16 protein-coding genes are annotated in these 14,991 nt (G+C 70.5%); 3 read left to right on the top strand and 13 right to left on the bottom strand.

Annotated features, from left to right (window positions below):
• Positions 1 to 63 precede the first annotated feature (63 nt).
• Entirely contained in the window at positions 64 to 1,188 is a 1,125-nt protein-coding gene (gene mnmA, locus ABT360_RS03330; protein WP_351809902.1) for a tRNA 2-thiouridine(34) synthase MnmA, read from the bottom strand.
• A gap of 60 nt (positions 1,189 to 1,248) precedes the next feature.
• Between mnmA and ABT360_RS03325 the strand changes: the two genes are divergently transcribed.
• Positions 1,249 to 1,908, top strand: a complete 660-nt coding sequence (locus ABT360_RS03325) for an N-acetylmuramoyl-L-alanine amidase (protein ID WP_351809900.1) — start codon at positions 1,249 to 1,251, stop codon at positions 1,906 to 1,908.
• Here the strand turns inward: ABT360_RS03325 and ABT360_RS03320 are convergent.
• The 3 genes from ABT360_RS03320 to ABT360_RS03310 form a co-directional block, all read right to left on the bottom strand.
• Entirely contained in the window at positions 1,901 to 3,070 is a 1,170-nt protein-coding gene (locus tag ABT360_RS03320) for a cysteine desulfurase family protein (protein WP_351809897.1), read from the bottom strand. The genes ABT360_RS03325 and ABT360_RS03320 overlap by 8 nt on opposite strands.
• Positions 3,071 to 3,141: 71 nt before the next feature.
• On the bottom strand, positions 3,142 to 3,432 hold the full coding sequence (locus tag ABT360_RS03315; protein ID WP_351809894.1) for a DUF4190 domain-containing protein: 291 nt from the start codon (positions 3,430 to 3,432) through the stop codon (positions 3,142 to 3,144).
• Positions 3,433 to 3,474: 42 nt separating this feature from the next.
• A complete protein-coding gene (locus tag ABT360_RS03310) occupies positions 3,475 to 3,621 on the bottom strand; it encodes a hypothetical protein (protein ID WP_351809891.1) in 147 nt (48 codons plus the stop codon).
• Positions 3,622 to 3,739: 118 nt separating this feature from the next.
• Here ABT360_RS03310 and ABT360_RS03305 point away from each other — a divergent pair, with 118 nt between their 5' ends.
• On the top strand, positions 3,740 to 4,357 hold the full coding sequence (locus ABT360_RS03305; RefSeq protein WP_351809888.1) for a TetR family transcriptional regulator: 618 nt from the start codon (positions 3,740 to 3,742) through the stop codon (positions 4,355 to 4,357).
• Here the strand turns inward: ABT360_RS03305 and ABT360_RS03300 are convergent.
• The 3 genes from ABT360_RS03300 to ABT360_RS03290 are packed head-to-tail and all read right to left on the bottom strand — an operon-like array spanning position 4,326 to position 6,879.
• Positions 4,326 to 5,309 carry a helix-turn-helix transcriptional regulator gene (locus ABT360_RS03300; RefSeq protein WP_351809885.1) on the bottom strand — a complete coding sequence of 328 codons (984 nt, stop codon included), beginning with the start codon at positions 5,307 to 5,309 and terminating at the stop codon, positions 4,326 to 4,328. The two genes, ABT360_RS03305 and ABT360_RS03300, sit on opposite strands and share 32 nt — an antisense overlap.
• A 45-nt stretch (positions 5,310 to 5,354) precedes the next feature.
• Entirely contained in the window at positions 5,355 to 6,173 is an 819-nt protein-coding gene (locus tag ABT360_RS03295) for a thioesterase family protein (protein WP_351809882.1), read from the bottom strand.
• Between the two features lie 25 nt (positions 6,174 to 6,198).
• Positions 6,199 to 6,879, bottom strand: coding sequence for a trimeric intracellular cation channel family protein (locus ABT360_RS03290; RefSeq protein ID WP_351809879.1), 681 nt, complete (start codon positions 6,877 to 6,879; stop codon positions 6,199 to 6,201).
• Positions 6,880 to 6,988: 109 nt separating this feature from the next.
• Between ABT360_RS03290 and ABT360_RS03285 the strand changes: the two genes are divergently transcribed.
• Positions 6,989 to 7,483 (top strand): hypothetical protein, encoded by a 495-nt coding sequence (locus ABT360_RS03285; RefSeq protein ID WP_351809876.1) that lies wholly within the window; start codon positions 6,989 to 6,991, stop codon positions 7,481 to 7,483.
• A gap of 84 nt (positions 7,484 to 7,567) precedes the next feature.
• On the opposite strand, the gene ABT360_RS03280 is transcribed toward ABT360_RS03285, so the two are convergent.
• The 6 genes from ABT360_RS03280 to ABT360_RS03255 form a co-directional block, all read right to left on the bottom strand.
• On the bottom strand, positions 7,568 to 8,857 hold the full coding sequence (locus ABT360_RS03280) for an ABC transporter ATP-binding protein (protein WP_351809873.1): 1,290 nt from the start codon (positions 8,855 to 8,857) through the stop codon (positions 7,568 to 7,570).
• Positions 8,854 to 9,945 carry an ABC transporter ATP-binding protein gene (locus tag ABT360_RS03275; RefSeq protein WP_351809870.1) on the bottom strand — a complete coding sequence of 364 codons (1,092 nt, stop codon included), beginning with the start codon at positions 9,943 to 9,945 and terminating at the stop codon, positions 8,854 to 8,856. Before ABT360_RS03275 ends, ABT360_RS03280 begins: the two co-directional genes overlap by 4 nt.
• The gene (locus tag ABT360_RS03270) at positions 9,942 to 10,949 is read right to left on the bottom strand and encodes an ABC transporter permease (protein WP_351809867.1); all 1,008 of its coding nucleotides are present in this window, start codon (positions 10,947 to 10,949) and stop codon (positions 9,942 to 9,944) included. Before ABT360_RS03270 ends, ABT360_RS03275 begins: the two co-directional genes overlap by 4 nt.
• 84 nt (positions 10,950 to 11,033) lie before the next feature.
• Positions 11,034 to 12,785 (bottom strand): ABC transporter substrate-binding protein, encoded by a 1,752-nt coding sequence (locus ABT360_RS03265; RefSeq protein ID WP_351809864.1) that lies wholly within the window; start codon positions 12,783 to 12,785, stop codon positions 11,034 to 11,036.
• 86 nt (positions 12,786 to 12,871) lie between these two features.
• The gene (locus ABT360_RS03260; protein WP_351809861.1) at positions 12,872 to 13,870 is read right to left on the bottom strand and encodes an ABC transporter permease; all 999 of its coding nucleotides are present in this window, start codon (positions 13,868 to 13,870) and stop codon (positions 12,872 to 12,874) included.
• A gap of 281 nt (positions 13,871 to 14,151) precedes the next feature.
• A complete protein-coding gene (locus ABT360_RS03255) occupies positions 14,152 to 14,955 on the bottom strand; it encodes an enhanced serine sensitivity protein SseB C-terminal domain-containing protein (protein WP_351809858.1) in 804 nt (267 codons plus the stop codon).
• Positions 14,956 to 14,991: the final 36 nt, after the last annotated feature.

Below are 14,991 nucleotides of genomic sequence, written 5' to 3'. Positions count from 1 at the left end.
GTGATGAGTGGCGGGGCACGGACCGGGGCGACCGCCCGGTGCCCCGGGTTGACGCCCGTGCGGTCAGGCGTTGACCGCCGTCCGGCGGGTCGTCGCGGCGATGGTGGCCGAGCCGACCACGCGGGTGCCGTCGTAGAGGACGATCGCCTGGCCGGGGGCGACGCCGCGGACCGGCGCGGTGAACGTGACGTGCAGCTCGCCGTCCTCCAGGGTCGCCGTGACCGGGGTTTCGTCGCCGTGGGCGCGCAGCTGGGCCGTGTAGGCGCCGGGCCCCGAGGGGGCGGTGCCGCACCAGCGGGGCTTGATGGCCGTCAGGGCGGTGACGTCGAGGGCCTCGGCGGGGCCCACGGTCACGGTGTTGTTCACGGGCGAGATGTCCAGGACGTACCGCGGCTTGCCGTCCGGGGCGGGGTGGCCGATGCGGAGCCCCTTGCGCTGGCCGATCGTGAAACCGTAGGCGCCCTCGTGGGTACCGATCCGGTTGCCGGACTCGTCCACGATGTCGCCCTCCGCCTTGCCCAGGCGGGACGCCAGGAAGCCCTGGGTGTCGCCGTCCGCGATGAAGCAGATGTCGTGGCTGTCGGGCTTCTTCGCCACGGCCAGGCCCCGGCGCTCCGCCTCCGCGCGGATCTCGTCCTTGGTGGTGAGGGTGTCGCCCAGCGGGAACATCGCGTGGGCGAGCTGCTTCTCGTCGAGGACGCCGAGGACGTACGACTGGTCCTTGGCCATGTCGCTCGCCCGGTGCAGCTCGCGCGTGCCGTCCTCGCGGACGACCACGGTCGCGTAGTGGCCGGTGCAGACCGCGTCGAAGCCCAGCGCGAGCGCCTTGTCCAGCAGCGCCGCGAACTTGATCTTCTCGTTGCAGCGCAGGCACGGGTTGGGGGTGCGCCCGGCCTCGTACTCGGCGATGAAGTCGTCGACGACGTCCTCGCGGAACCGCTCGGCCAGGTCCCACACGTAGAACGGGATGCCGATGACATCGGCCGCGCGGCGGGCGTCGCGCGAGTCCTCGATGGTGCAACAGCCCCGGGCGCCGGTGCGGAAGGACTGCGGGTTCGCGGACAGGGCGAGGTGCACACCGGTGACGTCGTGGCCGGCCTCGGCGGCGCGGGCGGCGGCGACGGCGGAGTCCACGCCGCCCGACATGGCGGCGAGCACACGGAGGGGGCGCTGGGGAGTCTGAGTCATAGCCCTACCAGGGTACGGGCCGCGGGAACCATGGTCGTGCGAGTATGCGTTCACGGTCACATGGGAGAGAAGAAGCCGGGTGCGGTGGGCCGTCGTGCCGTGCTGATCGGGGGCGGGGCGGCCGTCGTGGGCGCGGCGGTGCTGGCGCGGGACGAGCTGAGACGCGCCTGGTACCAGGTGCCCGGCGTGGAGAAGGACCGCGTCGAAGGTGAGCTGGACCACGCGGGCGCGGAGTGGACGGCTGCCTCACGGGCGAACTGGCGGCGGGCGGACCGGCCGGACGACTTCGGCATCGACCGGGTGGTGATCCATGTCGTCCAGGGCAGCTTCCCGACCGCCCTGAAGGTGTTCAAGGACCCGGGGCACGGTGCGGCGACGCATTACGTCGTACGCAAGGACGGGCACGTCGCGCAGATGATCCGCGAGCTGGACGTGGCCTTTCACGCGGGCGACCGGGACATGAACGAGCGCAGCATCGGCATCGAGCACGAGGGGTTCGTGGACCGGCCGCAGGATTTCACGGCGGCGATGTACGCGTCGTCTGCGCGGCTGACGGCCGGGATATGCGCGCGGTACGGGATACCGGTGGACCGCGAGCACATCATCGGCCATGTGGAGGTGGAGGGCACCGACCACACCGATCCGGGGCCCCACTGGGACTGGGACCGGTACATGAAGCTCGTACGGGACGCCGCCCGGCCGCTTACGACCGCTAGCTGAGGCCCGCCGTCCGGGCGCGCTCCACCGCCGGGCCGATGGCCTTGGCGACCGCCTCGACGTCGGCGCGGGTCGAGGTGTGGCCCAGCGTGAAGCGGAGCGTGCCGCGCGCCAGGTCCGGATCGGTGCCGGTGGCCAGCAGGACGTGGCTGGGCTGCGCCACCCCCGCCGTGCAGGCGGAGCCCGTGGAGCACTCGATGCCCTGGGCGTCCAGGAGCAGCAGCAGCGAGTCACCCTCGCAGCCGGGGAAGGAGAAGTGGGCGTTGGCGGGCAGGCGGCCCTCCGGGGCGGGGTCGCCGCCGAGGACCGCGTCCGGGACGGCCGTGCGGACGGCGTCGACCAGCTCGTCGCGCAGGGCGCCGATCTCGCGGGCGTACGCCTCCCGGCGCTCGGCCGCCAGCCGCCCCGCCACCGCGAAGGCGGCGACGGCCGGGACGTCGAGCGTGCCGGAGCGGACGTGGCGCTCCTGCCCGCCGCCGTGCAGCACCGGCACCGGGCTGTACTCGCGGCCCAGCAGGAGCGCCCCGATGCCGTAGGGGCCGCCGATCTTGTGGCTGGAAACCGTCATGGCGGCGAGGCCGGAGTCGGCGAAGCCCACCGGGACCTGCCCGAAGGCCTGGACGGCGTCGGAGTGCAGCGGGACGTCGAACTCGCGGGCGACGGCGGCCAGTTCCGGCACCGGCATGACCGTGCCGATCTCGTTGTTGGCCCACATCACGGTGGCGAGGGCGACGGTCGACGGGTCGCGCTCGATGGCCTCCCGGAGCGCCTCGGGGTGCACGCGCCCGTAGGGGTCGACGGGCAGGTACTCGACGGTGGCGCCCTCGTGCTCGCCGAGCCAGTGCACGACGTCGAGGACGGCGTGGTGCTCGACGGGGCTGGCCAGCACCCTCACGCGGCGCGGGTCGGCGTCCCGGCGGGCCCAGTACAGGCCCTTGACGGCGAGGTTGTCCGCCTCCGTGCCGCCGGAGGTCAGGACGACCTCGCTGGGGCGCGCCCCGAGTGCCTCGGCGAGGGTCTCGCGGGCCTCCTCGACGGTACGGCGGGCCCGGCGGCCGGCGGCGTGCAGCGAGGACGCGTTGCCCGTCACGGCGAGCTGGGCGGTCATCGCCTCGATGGCCTCCGGCAGCATCGGAGTGGTCGCGGCGTGGTCGAGGTAAGCCATGGTGCAACGATTCTACGAGCCCCCCGACGGCGAAGGATCAGCGCCGTACCAGCCGTATCTCACCGGGCCCGTCAGGCGATGCTCCAGGACACCGTGCCGTCCATCGTGACCAGGGTGGCCAGGACGGCCAGGTCGGCGATGCCCAGGCCGAGGCCCAGCATGGCCCGCCCCCGGCGCGTGGTGCCGCGCCGCAGGGCGAGGACGGCGAGGCCGATGGCGATGGGCCCGAGCAGGATGTTCATCACCAGCAGGCCCACCAGCCCCAGCACGAACGCGGCAACGGCCATCCCGTCGGCGTCGCGGACGCGGTTGCGGGGTCGCGGGGCGGAGCTGGACGTGGAGGTGGAGGTGGTGAGTTCCATGACTGTCTCCTCAGCGGTGCTGGCGTTCCCGGACGGCGAGGATCAGCGGTGCTGCCGTTCCCGGATGGCGAAGATCAGCAGCCAGGCGCCGATGACGGCCGCGGCGACCAGAGTGACCGGGACGGGCACGTGCGCCACGGTCCCGAGGACGACACCCAGCATCAGCAGGGCGGCGACGATGAAGAACATCGGATGACCTCCCTCGGTCCTCAGTAGGGTTGAATCGGAAAACACTTGTTCACTGACTACCCAGTCTAGCGAGCCTCAGTGCTGGAGCAGTCCGGAGAACGGTTGTTTACTGAATGGCATGAGTCACACCTCCGGGATCCGGCAGGCCCAGAAACAGAAAACCCGTCAGGCGCTCCTGGACGCCGCCCTCCGGCTGCTGGAGGAGCAGAGCCTGAGCAGCCTCGGCCTGCGCGAGGTGACCCGCGCGGTCGGTGTCGCCCCGGCAGCCTTCTACCGGCACTTCCGCGACACCGCGGACCTCGGCGTCGCCCTCGTCGACGAGGCCCTCGGCAGTCTGCACGGCACGATCCGTACGACCCTGGCGGCGACCGGCGACAGCGACGAACGGATCGCCGCCACCGTCGAGTTGATCGCCGCGCTCGTACGCGAGTACCCCGCTCACGTCCGGTTCATCGCTCGCGAACGGCACGGCGGCGTGGCACGGGTGCGCGAGGCGATCGGCGCCCAACTCGACCGGTTCGCACAAGAGGTGGCCGACGAGCTGGCCCAGCATCCCGGGAGCGAGGCCTGGGAGCGGGACGACCTGCTCATGCTCGCCGGACTGTACGTCGACCACATGGTGATGACCGCCTCGGCGTTCCTGGCGACGCCTCCGCCGGACTGGAACCGGGTGGCGCGTACCGCACGGCGCCGGCTGCGGCTGGTCAGTCTGGGACGCCGCCACTGGCTGGACTGACGTCCGCGTACAGGCCGAGCACCGCCGCCGCCCGCCGCGCCAGTTCGGCGCGCACCTCGGGCGGATCGAGTACCTCCAGACTCGGCCCGAAGGCCAGCAGCGCACGGGTGTGGGGCACGTCCGGGAAGGCGAGCTCGACATGGGCCCACTCCCCCTCCCGCTCCGGTTCCCGTACGAGCTGCGCGCCATGGATCCGTACGAACAGGTCGAGGCGCGAGGCCTCCACCCGGGCCCGTACGCGCAGCCCCGTCGGCCGGTCCTCCACCTGGCGCCGCAACACCTCCCACACGTCCGCGAGTTCCACCCCGGCACGCCGCCGCACCGGCTCCTCCATGGCGGCCGCCCGGCGGATCCGGTCCGCCCGGTAGAGGCGGGGTGTGCCGCGGTGGTCGGCGACCAGGTACCAGACGCCCGCCTTGACCACGAGTCCGTAGGGATCCACGGTGTACGTCCTCACCGCCTCCGTACCGCTGTGGCGGTAGCGCAGCCGCAGCCGCCGGTCGGCGAAGACGGCGTCGTGCAGGACGTCGAGGTCCACCTCCGGCGCCGGGCCGCGCAGCCAGCGGTCCGGGTCGACGAGGATGCGGCGGCTGGTCGACTCGGCCGCCGGGCGGTGTGGTTCGGGGAGGGCGGCCATGACCTTGCGGAGCGCGGAGCCGAGGGCCCGGTCGAGACCGAGCGCGGCGTGCGCGCCCTGGGCGGCGAGCACGAACAGGGCGCGCGACTCGTCGGCGGTCAGGCCGGTGACGTCCGTGCGGAAACCCGGCAGCAGCGCGATGCCGCCGTGCCGGCCGCGTTCGGCGTAGACGGGGACGCCGGACGCGGAGAGCGCCTCGACGTCCCGGTAGATGGTGCGTACGGAGACGTCGAGGCGCTCGGCGAGCTCGGTGGCCGGGACCAGGCCCCGGGTCTGGAGGAGCAGGAGGACGGAGAGCAGCCGGTCGGACTTCACCCGGCTGACACTAGGGGGTGCCCAGCAAGATCCGAACGAGAGGCCCTAGCCCCGTGGTGCGCGGGCGAGTTGACGGGACTGGGCGACCAGGCGGTCGGCGCTGTCCCAGACTTCCGCGTCCTCCTCCAGGAAACCGCCCGCGAGGTTGCGGGTGGTGATGGAGACCCGCAGCGGGCCGGGGGCCGGGCGGCACCGTATGTGGGCGGTGAGCTCCACGGTCGGGGTCCAGCCGGTGAGGCCGAGCTCGAAGGAGGTCGGGGGCAGGGCGTCGACGGTGAGGAGCAGGGACAGCGGGTCGGGCTCGCGGCCGTCGGCCAGGCCGAACCAGCCGCGCATCTCGCCCTTGCCGGACGGGGCGCCGACGGCCCAGCCCAGGGTGGTGGGGTCGAGTTTGATGTCGAGGCGCTCGGTGATGGCGGAGGAACCGGGGATGGGCGCCGGGCCGTCGGACGGGCCGAGGCAGTGCTCGCGCGGCGGGATGGCGGGCGGCTTGGCGGTCGTCCGTACGTCGTCGGGAAGGGCGTCCAGGTCGCCGTAGGAGGCGAGGACCCGGATGCGCTCGACCTCGGTGCCGTCCTCCGCGTACTGGAAGAGCGAGGCCTGGCCGGTGGAGAGGGTGCGGCCGGTGCGGACCGTCTCCGTCCGTACGACCGCGGGGCCCGGCACCGACGGCGTCAGGTAGTGCGCCGAGATGGTGAACGGGTGGGGGTGCGGCAGGGCATCGCCGAGCGCGCGGCCGAGCAGGGCGAGCAGGTAGCCGCCGTTGACGGCCTGGATGATCGTCCAGCCTGCGGAGAGCTCCGCGTCGTAGACGCCGGGCTCGCGGAGGGTCACCGCGGTGTCGCGGTCGAACTCGCTGTCCATGGCGGCACAGTACAACAGGAAATTACTAAGCGGTAGCTTTCTCAGGGAGCTCCTCTTCGCGGGCGGCAGAGCGACGGTTCCACGCGCGGGGCGCGCGCCAGTGGAAGCGCATGGCCAGCAGACGCAGCAGGAAGGTGGTCACGGCGGCGAGGGCGCTGGTGAAGGGGTTCAGCATCTCGAACCGGATGCAGAGCGCGACCATGGTGGCGCCCACGATGGCCGGCACGGCGTACAGGTCCCGGTCCCAGCGAAGCAGCGACGGGACCTCATTGGCCAGTACGTCGCGCAGGACGCCCCCGCCGACACCGGTGGCCAGGCCGAGCACGGCCGAGAAGGTGAGACCGAGGCCGTGCTCGTACGCCTTGGTCGTGCCCGCGACGCAGAAGAGCCCGAGCCCGGCGGCGTCGAAGACGTTCACGGCCGCCTGGGTCCGCTCGACCACCGGGTGCAGGAAGAAGACGAGCACGGTGGCGACGAGGGGCATGACGAAGTACCCCAGGTCGGTGAAGGCGGCGGGCGGTACGGCGCCGATGACCAGGTCCCGGAACAGCCCTCCGCCCAGGGCGGTGACCTCGGCGAGGACGGCGATGCCGAAGACGTCGAAGTTCTTGCGCACGGCGAGCAGGGCGCCGGAGATCGCGAACACGAAGATCCCGGCGAGGTCGAGCGCGTGTTGCACGGAGGGGGTGAAGAATTCCTGGAGCACCGCCCAATTGTGCCGGTTCTCCCGGGCGCCCCGGCCCCGCCGTGCGGCCCGTGCCGGTGCGCCGCGAGCGCGCTGTTAGCCTGCCGTTCGGCGAACGAGGGGGGCGGGGATGGACGGCGTGTCCGCGTACGGGCTGGACCTGCGGCCGGAGTACCGGTCGCGCGTGGGGCGGCAGGTGCTGGTGGCGCTGGTGCCGACGGCGCTGTTCACCGCGTTCGGGGCATGGGCGGCCGGTGACCTCTCGGTCGGCTGGCTCCTCGTCTGCGCCGCGCTCGCCTTCGGCCTCTCCGTCCTGGCACTTGTGCTGCTGCACGGGCGCAGCGGGCGGCTGCGCGTCGACGCGCACGGCATCACCGGCGGCAACGGCGAGCTGGTCCCGTGGGACAACATCCGGTTCGTCGTCCTCCACGACCGGCTGCTCCAGGTCCGCCTCCACCGGCACACCTCGTCCCACCCGCTGGTGACCGTCCACAACGACGGCTACGGGCTCGGCCGGGAGCGGCACGCGGAGCGGCGGCGGGCGGTCGTCGCGGCCGTCGAGCACTTCGCCCCCGGCCGGTACGTGGCCGACCGGCAGCGGGTGCTGCGCGAACTCGAGCGCTAGAGGGACGCCGGAGCGGCGCCGGAGGGCCGACACGCCTGCGCCCCGGGCCAGGGCGGCTCCGGGGCGCAGGCGGTGGTCAGGGGACTACGGCTTCTTCACCGGCCCGCCCTCCGGCGGGCCGTCCTTACCCGCCGACTCCGGCTCGGCCGCCGACTCCGGCTCGGCCGCCGACTCCGGCTCCCCACCCGCCGGCTCCGGCTCGGCCGCCTTCTCCGACTCCGCGGCGTCCCCGGCCGGGGCCTTCACCAGCGAGGGCGCCTCGGCCGCCGAGTCCTCGGCGGCAGGCTCCGTCTCCGCGGCCTTCGGGGTCACCGGCACGATCTCGATCGCCTCGCCCGCCGAGGCCAGGGCCGCGTCGCCCGGCACCTGGTCCGGGGCGTTCTCGGGGTGGTGGCACGCCACGCGCCGGCCCGGGGCCAGCTCCAGCAGCGGGGGCTCCTGGGTCGTGCAGACCTGCGTGGCCTTCCAGCAGCGCGTGTGGAACCGGCACCCGCTCGGCGGGGAGATCGGCGACGGCACATCGCCCTTCAGCAGGATCCGCTCGCTCTTGGCGCCCCGCCGCCTCGGATCCGGTACCGGGACCGCCGACATCAGGGCCTTGGTGTAGGGGTGCATCGGCGCCTCGTACAGCGACGTGCGGTCCGCCAGCTCCACGATCTTGCCCAGGTACATCACCGCGATCCGGTCCGAGACGTGCCGGATGACCGACAGGTCGTGCGCGATGATCACGTACGTCAGGCCCAGCTCGTCCTGGAGGTCGTCCAGCAGGTTCACCACCTGCGCCTGGATGGACACGTCCAGCGCGGAGACCGGCTCGTCGGCGACGACGAGCCGCGGCTTCAGGGCGAGAGCCCGCGCGATGCCGATGCGCTGGCGCTGGCCGCCCGAGAACTCGTGCGGGTAGCGGTTGTAGTGCTCGGGGCTCAGGCCCACCCGCTCCAGGAGGGCCTGGACCTCCTTCTTCACCCCGCCCTCCGGCTCGACGCCCTGGAGGCGGAACGGCGCGGAGACGATCGAGCCGATGGTGTGCCGCGGGTTCAGCGAACCGTACGGGTCCTGGAAGATCATCTGGATGTCGCGCCGCAGCGGCCGCATCCCGCCGGTGCTGAGGTGCGTGATGTCGGTGCCGTCGAACTCGACCTTGCCGCCGCTGGGCTCCAGCAACCGGGTGATCAGCCGGCCCATCGTGGACTTGCCGCAGCCGGACTCGCCGACCACGCCGAGGGTCTCCCCGCGGCGCACCTCGAAGTCGATGCCGTCGACCGCCTTCACGGCGCCGACCTTCCGCTGGAGCAGGCCCTTCTTGATGGGGAAGTGTTTGACCAGGCCCTCGACCTTGAGGAGGGGCTCGGACGTCGCTTTGGTGTCGGTCACAGCTTCGGCGCAATCTCTTCGGTCCAGATCCGCGTGCGCTCCGCCTGGTCCATGTGACAGGCGGAGAAGTGGCCGGAGCCCACTTCACGCAGTTCCGGGCGCTCGGTGCGGGTGATCCCGCCCTTGGGCACATCCGCGTACGGGCAGCGCGGGTTGAAGGCGCAGCCGCTCGGTACGTTGATGAGGGACGGCGGCTGGCCCTTGACCGGGATGAGCCGGTCGGTCTGCTCCCGGTCGATGCGGGGCATCGAGCCGAGCAGGCCCCAGGTGTAGGGGTGCTGCGGCTCGTAGAAGATCTTGTCGACCGGGCCGCGCTCCACGCACCGGCCGCCGTACATCACCAGGATGTCGTCGGCGATCTCGGCCACCACTCCGAGGTCGTGCGTGATGATGACGACCGCCGAGCCGAACTCCTTCTGCAGGTCCCGGATGAGGTCGAGGATCTGCGCCTGGACGGTGACGTCCAGCGCGGTCGTCGGCTCGTCGGCGATCAGCAGCTCGGGGTTGTTGACCAGCGCCATGGCGATCATCGCGCGCTGGCGCATACCGCCCGAGAACTCGTGCGGGTAGGCGTCCACGCGCTTGCCGGGCTCGGGGATGCCGACCCGGTCCAGCAGCTCGATGGCCCGGGTGCGGGCGACCTTCTTGGTCACCTTGTTGTGGATGCGGTACGCCTCAACGATCTGGTTGCCGACCGTGTAGTACGGGTGCATCGCGGACAGCGGGTCCTGGAAGATCATCGCCATCTCGCGGCCGCGCAGCCGCCGCACCTCGTCCGGGTCGGCGTTCACCAGCTCCTTGCCGTCGAGCCAGATCTCACCGCTCATCCGTACGTTCTTGCCGCGCGCGCCGAGCCGGTGCAGGCCCATGATGGCGAGCGAGGTGACGGACTTGCCGGAGCCGGACTCGCCGACGACACCGAGGGTCTTGCCCTTCTCCAGCTGGAAGGAGAGCCCGTCGACGGACTTGACCAGGCCGTCGTCGGTCGGGAAGTGGACCTTGAGGTCGCGTACGTCGAGGAAGGCGCGCGGTTCCGAGGTGCCGGGGCGGTCCTCCACCACGGCGCCGGTCTTGGACAGTTCGGTCATGACACCCTCACGCGCGGGTCGACGACGGCGTACAGAAGGTCAACCACGAGGTTGAGGAAGACGACGAAGAACGCCGCGAGCAGAGTGACGCCGAGGATCGGCGGCAGGTCGTTGGCGACGATCGACTGGACCGCGTACTCGCCGATGCCGTGCAGCGAGTACACCGACTCGGTGATCACGGCGCCGCCGAGCAGCAGGCCGATGTCCATGCCGAAGACGGTGACGATCGGGGTGAGCGCGGCCCGCAGACCGTGCTTGGCGACGACCCGCCGTTCGCGCATGCCCTTGGCGCGGGCGGTGCGGATGAAGTCCTCGCTCATCGCCTCCAGCATCCCGGAGCGGGTGAGGCGGGCGTAGATCGCCGCGTACAGCAGGGCGAGCGAACACCACGGCAGGAAAAGGGTGTTGGCCCACTGCGAGGGGTTCTCGGTGAACGGGACGTACGTCCGGCCGAAGATCTCCAGCTTGTAGCTGAAGAGCAGCAGGAACAGCTGGGCGGTGAAGAAGATCGGCAGCGAGACGCCGGCGAGCGCGCCGCCCATGGCGGCCCGGTCGAAGAACGAGCCGGGCTTGAGCGCCGAGATGACGCCGACGACGATGCCGGACACCAGCCACAGCACGGCGGCGCCGATGGCGAGCGAGATGGTGATCGGAAGCCGGTCGACGAGCTGCGGCCAGACCTCCAGGTTGGTCTTGAAGGAGTAGCCGAAGCAGGGCATGTCGCACCGGACGGTGCTGGGGCCCCGCTCGTAGGTGGCGCCGGTGACGATCCCCTTGATGAAGTCCCAGTACTGGAGGTAGACCGGTTCGTCGAGGCCAAGGTTCCGCTTGACCGCTTCGATGTCCTCGGGCGTGGGGTTCTTGCCGATGTACTGCTGGGCGAGCTGATCGGCGGTCTGTCCGGCCAGCTTCGGCAGGATGAAGAAGATGCCGAAGGTGACCGCCGTGACGACCAGCAGCAGGATCACTGCCGCGATCAGCCGGCGGATGATGTACGAGATCACGGGGACCGGCGCCGGTGCCCGCGGGCCGCGTCGCGCTGAACGCGGAGGCCCGCGGGCACCAATGCCTTCACCTGCCTTCCGGGGCTACTTCTTCGTGGTGCCGATGTTGAGGTAGTCGTACTGACCGCTCCAGGCCGCGGAGGCGGTCATGTTGGTGCCGTGGGGCGAGCGGTAGTTCAGGACCTTGAAGTACGACAGCGGGACGATGGCCGCCTGCTCCATGACCTTCTTGTCGACCTGGACGTACGCCGCGTTGCGCGCGTTCTCGTCCGTGTTGGCGATGGCGTCGTCCAGCAGCTTGTTGATCGCCGGGTCGTTCAGCTCGGAGAGGTTGGTGTTTCCGGACTGACCGATGGCCTTGCCGTGGACGATCTGCTGGAGGAAGCCGTAGCCGGTCGGCCAGTCGGCACCCCACTGCATCATGATCAGGCCGATGTTCTCCTTCTTGGTGAAGGACGGGACACCGGCGTAGTCGGAGAAGTACTTCGACGACGGGTACTGCTTGATCTTGGCGTCGATGCCGACCTTCTTCAGCGACGCGACGACGGCGGTGGCGGCGTCGACCTCGGTCTGGCGGTCGCTTCGCGCGGAGATGAAGGTGGAGATCTTCTCCTGGCCGCAGGCCTTCAGGTGCTGCTTGGCCTTGGCGGCGTCACCCTTGTTGCCCTCGCTGGGGTACAGGTCGAACTTCTCGTGGCCGGGGAGGTCGTTCGGCATCACGGTGCTGGCGATGTCACCGCGGATGGGGCCGCCCATCGAGGTCTGGACGGAGACCTTGTCGATGGCGTACTGCACGGCCTTGCGGCACTCGACGTTGTCGAACGGCTTCACCTTGGTGTTGATCGCCGTGTAGACGAGCCGGCCACCGTAGGTGTTGTCCGTGTTGGCCTTGAGGTCTTCCTTGGCCAGGATCTGCGCCTGCGTCTGGGCGTCGACACCGCCGCCCTTGAGGTCGGCGATGATGTCGCCGGACATCAGGTCCTTGTCGATGGTGGCCTGGTTGACCTTGAGGTTCAGGACGATCTTGTCCGGGTACTGCTTGCGCAGCGGGTCGGTCTTGGCGTCCCAGTGCTCGTTGCGGACGAGGACGACCTGCTTGCCGTCCTCATACGTCTCGAACTTGTACGAGCCCGAGGAGACGACGGACTTGGTGTAGTCCGAGCCCTTGTCCTTGGCCTTCGGCACCGGGGCGGTCTGCGGGGCGCTGACCAGGTAGTCGAAGTCCGCGAACGGCCTCTTGAGCTTGAAGACGATGGTGTGGTCGTCGGGCGTCTGGATGGACGCGAGACCCTTGTCGCTCTTGTCCTTGTACGGACCCTTGTACTTGGTGGGGTCGTCGAGGAGCTGCTGGAAGTAGTTCGGGCCGTTGGAGAGCACGTCACGCGCGAAGTTGGAGCGCTCGACGGCGTACTTGACGTCCTTGGCCGTGACCGGCGTGCCGTCGCTGTACTTGACGCCCTTGCGGATCTTGTACGTCCAGGTCTTGCCGCCGTCGCTGGGCGTGCCCATGCCCTCGGCGAGGTCGGGGACGAGCTCGTTGCCCTTCTCGCCGGGGCCCGGCTTGAAGGTCGTCAGCGGACGCGCGTACAGCCGGCTGAAGTTGTAGAGGAACGAGTAGTACGTGTTGCCCGGGTCGAACGACTCGGGGGCGTCGGCCATCGCGTAGGTGACCGTGCCGCCCTTCTTGTCCGAGGCGTTGACGACACCGGTCGTCGCGGCGTTCGCCTTGGCATTGCCCTTGGCACTCGAGTCGCCGTCATCCGCCTTGCTGCAGCCCGCGAGGAGCAGGCTGGCACTGCTGACGACCGCGATCGCGGCCACTGCTGACCTTCGCATTTTCGTCGAACTCCCCTTTGTTTTCGGAAACTTGTCGGTACGGTCCCGGACCGGTGGTGCGGCCGCCTTGGATGACGTGGCAGACGTCAGCGGCTGCGCGGGTCGAGAGCGTCCCGAAGGCCATCACCGAGCAGGTTGAAGGCCAGTACGGTGATGAAGATCGCGAGGCCGGGGACGAGCATGAACTGCGGATCAACCTCGAAGAAGGTGACCGCCTCCCTCAGCATGCCGCCCCATGAGGCCTGCGGTGGCTGGATTCCGACACCGAGGAAGCTCAGCGACGCCTCGAAGATGATGTTGGTCGGAATGAGCAGTGTCGCGTAGACGGTGATCGGCCCCACGAGGTTCGGCAGCAGCTCGCGGAAGAGGATGTACGGGCCCCTGGCCCCCATCCCGCGCGAGGCGTCGATGAACTCCCGTTCCCGCAGGGCCAGGGTCTGGCCGCGCACGATACGGGCCATGTAGGGCCAGTTGAAGAACCCGATCACGAAGATCAGCACGCTGATGTGCAGCGGCAGGCCCTCCAGGCCGAAGGCGCCGCCCTGGAGGGTCGCCGAGATGGCGATGGCGAACAGCAGCAGCGGGAAGGCGAGGAACGTGTCCATGAGCCGGCTGATGACGGTGTCCACCCGGCCGCCGTAGTACCCGGCGATCAGACCGAGCACCACACCGATGACGTTGGACAGGATCGTCGCGCCGAAGGCGACGACCAGCGAGACCCAGGATCCCTCCAGGATGCGGGCGAGGATGTCACGGCCGAACTTCGGGTCGACGCCCAGCGGGTGGTCCCAGCTCATCCCGCCGAATCCGCCCTTGGGGAGGGAGGTGTTGGGATCGACCAGGTCCTGCTGGAAGGCGTTCGGGTCGAGGCCCAGCAGCGACTGGAGCGGCCGGGACAGCAGAGCGATCAGAATGAGCAGAATGACGACCACTCCGCCGGTGACCGCCATCTTGTCCCGCTTGAAGCGGGTCCAGGCGATCTGACCGAGTGAACGACCTTCGATCTGCTTGGACTTGACGCCTTCAAGTACGGCCTCAGGCGCCGCCTCGGCCTGTGATCCGGTGGTCTCAATGGGTGCGGTCATCGTCCCTCGTGCTCGCCCGTGCCGACGGTCGCCGACAGTGCTCGACGGACCGCCCGGGTCTGCGGCGCGGTCCGTTCAGGGGATGCGCGAATGCGCTGCACGCATGTGCGACCACCCCTGGTTGGGGGGAGTCTTCAATGGGTTCACGATCACCCGCCAGACCTCACGGTGAATGTTTGCGCAACCGTGATGCGGGTTGTCGGCTTCCGTTATCCGGACGAGGTGATCGCCTCAGCGGACCAACTCGGCCGCTATTCCATCGAAACGGACAAGCGGGAGCGTCAGCCGCGGGGCGGGTATCCGTACCCCGTACCGGGCACGACGGGCGCGGTGGCGTGGGCCTCGCGGTCGTAGAAGGGGCGGGCGTTGGCCCGCATCCACATGGTCACCGGGTCGTACTCGTCGGACATCGCGACCGTGGAGACGGGCAAGCCGTCCGGGACGGCGGCGATGGACTGCTGCATCATCGCGCGCACCGCGTCGACGGACGCCTGCCCGGTGTCGTACAGGTCCAGGCCGATGGCGAGGTACGGGGTGCCGAGAGCGGGCTGGACCCAGGCGCGGCGCAGCGAGCGGACGGCGGGGGTGCGGTGGGCGTTCTGGGTGAGCAGGGCGTAGAACTGCGGCAGTTGGATGCCCGGTTCGGACAGCTTCAGCGGCCCGGCGGGCATCCGGTCGAGTCCGGTGGCGATCCGGCGCAGGTCGGGCCAGGGGATGCCGACACCGCCGCCCGGAGCGTGCGGATTGAGCCAGATGCCCCAGCGGTCGGGGTAGAGGGCGCGGGCGATGTCACGGCCGCCGATGACCTCGTGGGCGCGGTTCCAGCCGGAGACGGCGAGCTCCTGGGCGGAGGTCACGCACGGGGCGTACCCGAGGCCGTCGACCTCCATGTTGCCGTACTGGGCGTCGGGCGAGCCGGCCTGGCCGTGCCAGAGCAGCATCCACAGCCGGCCTTCGGCGAGGGCGTGCAGGAGCGCCTCGTAGGTGTCGTAGCGCCCGGGCGTCACCTGGCTCAGCATGTGCTCGACCCGCTCTGCCGCGTGCCCGGCCGCCGCTCCGGCCGCCGCGGTGCCTGACGCACTCACCCTGGGTCCCGCCCCTCTTCCGTCCACCCGACCAGC

This window comes from Streptomyces sp. NPDC000229 (genome assembly GCF_040300825.1).
In the GTDB taxonomy this organism is placed as follows: Bacteria; Actinomycetota; Actinomycetes; order Streptomycetales; family Streptomycetaceae; genus Streptomyces.
The sequence above is the reverse complement of the archived record's forward strand: the minus strand, read 5'-3'. Positions and strand labels throughout refer to the sequence as shown.

Coding starts and splice junctions, on each gene's coding strand:
- ABT360_RS03265 (WP_351809864.1), bottom strand. CDS start 12,785: ATGCGAAGGTCAGCAGTGGCCGCGATCGCGGTCGTCAGCAGTGCCAGC.
- mnmA (WP_351809902.1), bottom strand. CDS start 1,188: ATGACTCAGACTCCCCAGCGCCCCCTCCGTGTGCTCGCCGCCATGTCG.
- ABT360_RS03285 (WP_351809876.1), top strand. CDS start 6,989: ATGGACGGCGTGTCCGCGTACGGGCTGGACCTGCGGCCGGAGTACCGG.
- ABT360_RS03325 (WP_351809900.1), top strand. CDS start 1,249: ATGGGAGAGAAGAAGCCGGGTGCGGTGGGCCGTCGTGCCGTGCTGATC.
- ABT360_RS03315 (WP_351809894.1), bottom strand. CDS start 3,432: ATGGAACTCACCACCTCCACCTCCACGTCCAGCTCCGCCCCGCGACCC.
- ABT360_RS03260 (WP_351809861.1), bottom strand. CDS start 13,870: ATGACCGCACCCATTGAGACCACCGGATCACAGGCCGAGGCGGCGCCT.
- ABT360_RS03275 (WP_351809870.1), bottom strand. CDS start 9,945: ATGACCGAACTGTCCAAGACCGGCGCCGTGGTGGAGGACCGCCCCGGC.
- ABT360_RS03295 (WP_351809882.1), bottom strand. CDS start 6,173: ATGGACAGCGAGTTCGACCGCGACACCGCGGTGACCCTCCGCGAGCCC.
- ABT360_RS03305 (WP_351809888.1), top strand. CDS start 3,740: ATGAGTCACACCTCCGGGATCCGGCAGGCCCAGAAACAGAAAACCCGT.
- ABT360_RS03310 (WP_351809891.1), bottom strand. CDS start 3,621: ATGTTCTTCATCGTCGCCGCCCTGCTGATGCTGGGTGTCGTCCTCGGG.
- ABT360_RS03320 (WP_351809897.1), bottom strand. CDS start 3,070: ATGGCTTACCTCGACCACGCCGCGACCACTCCGATGCTGCCGGAGGCC.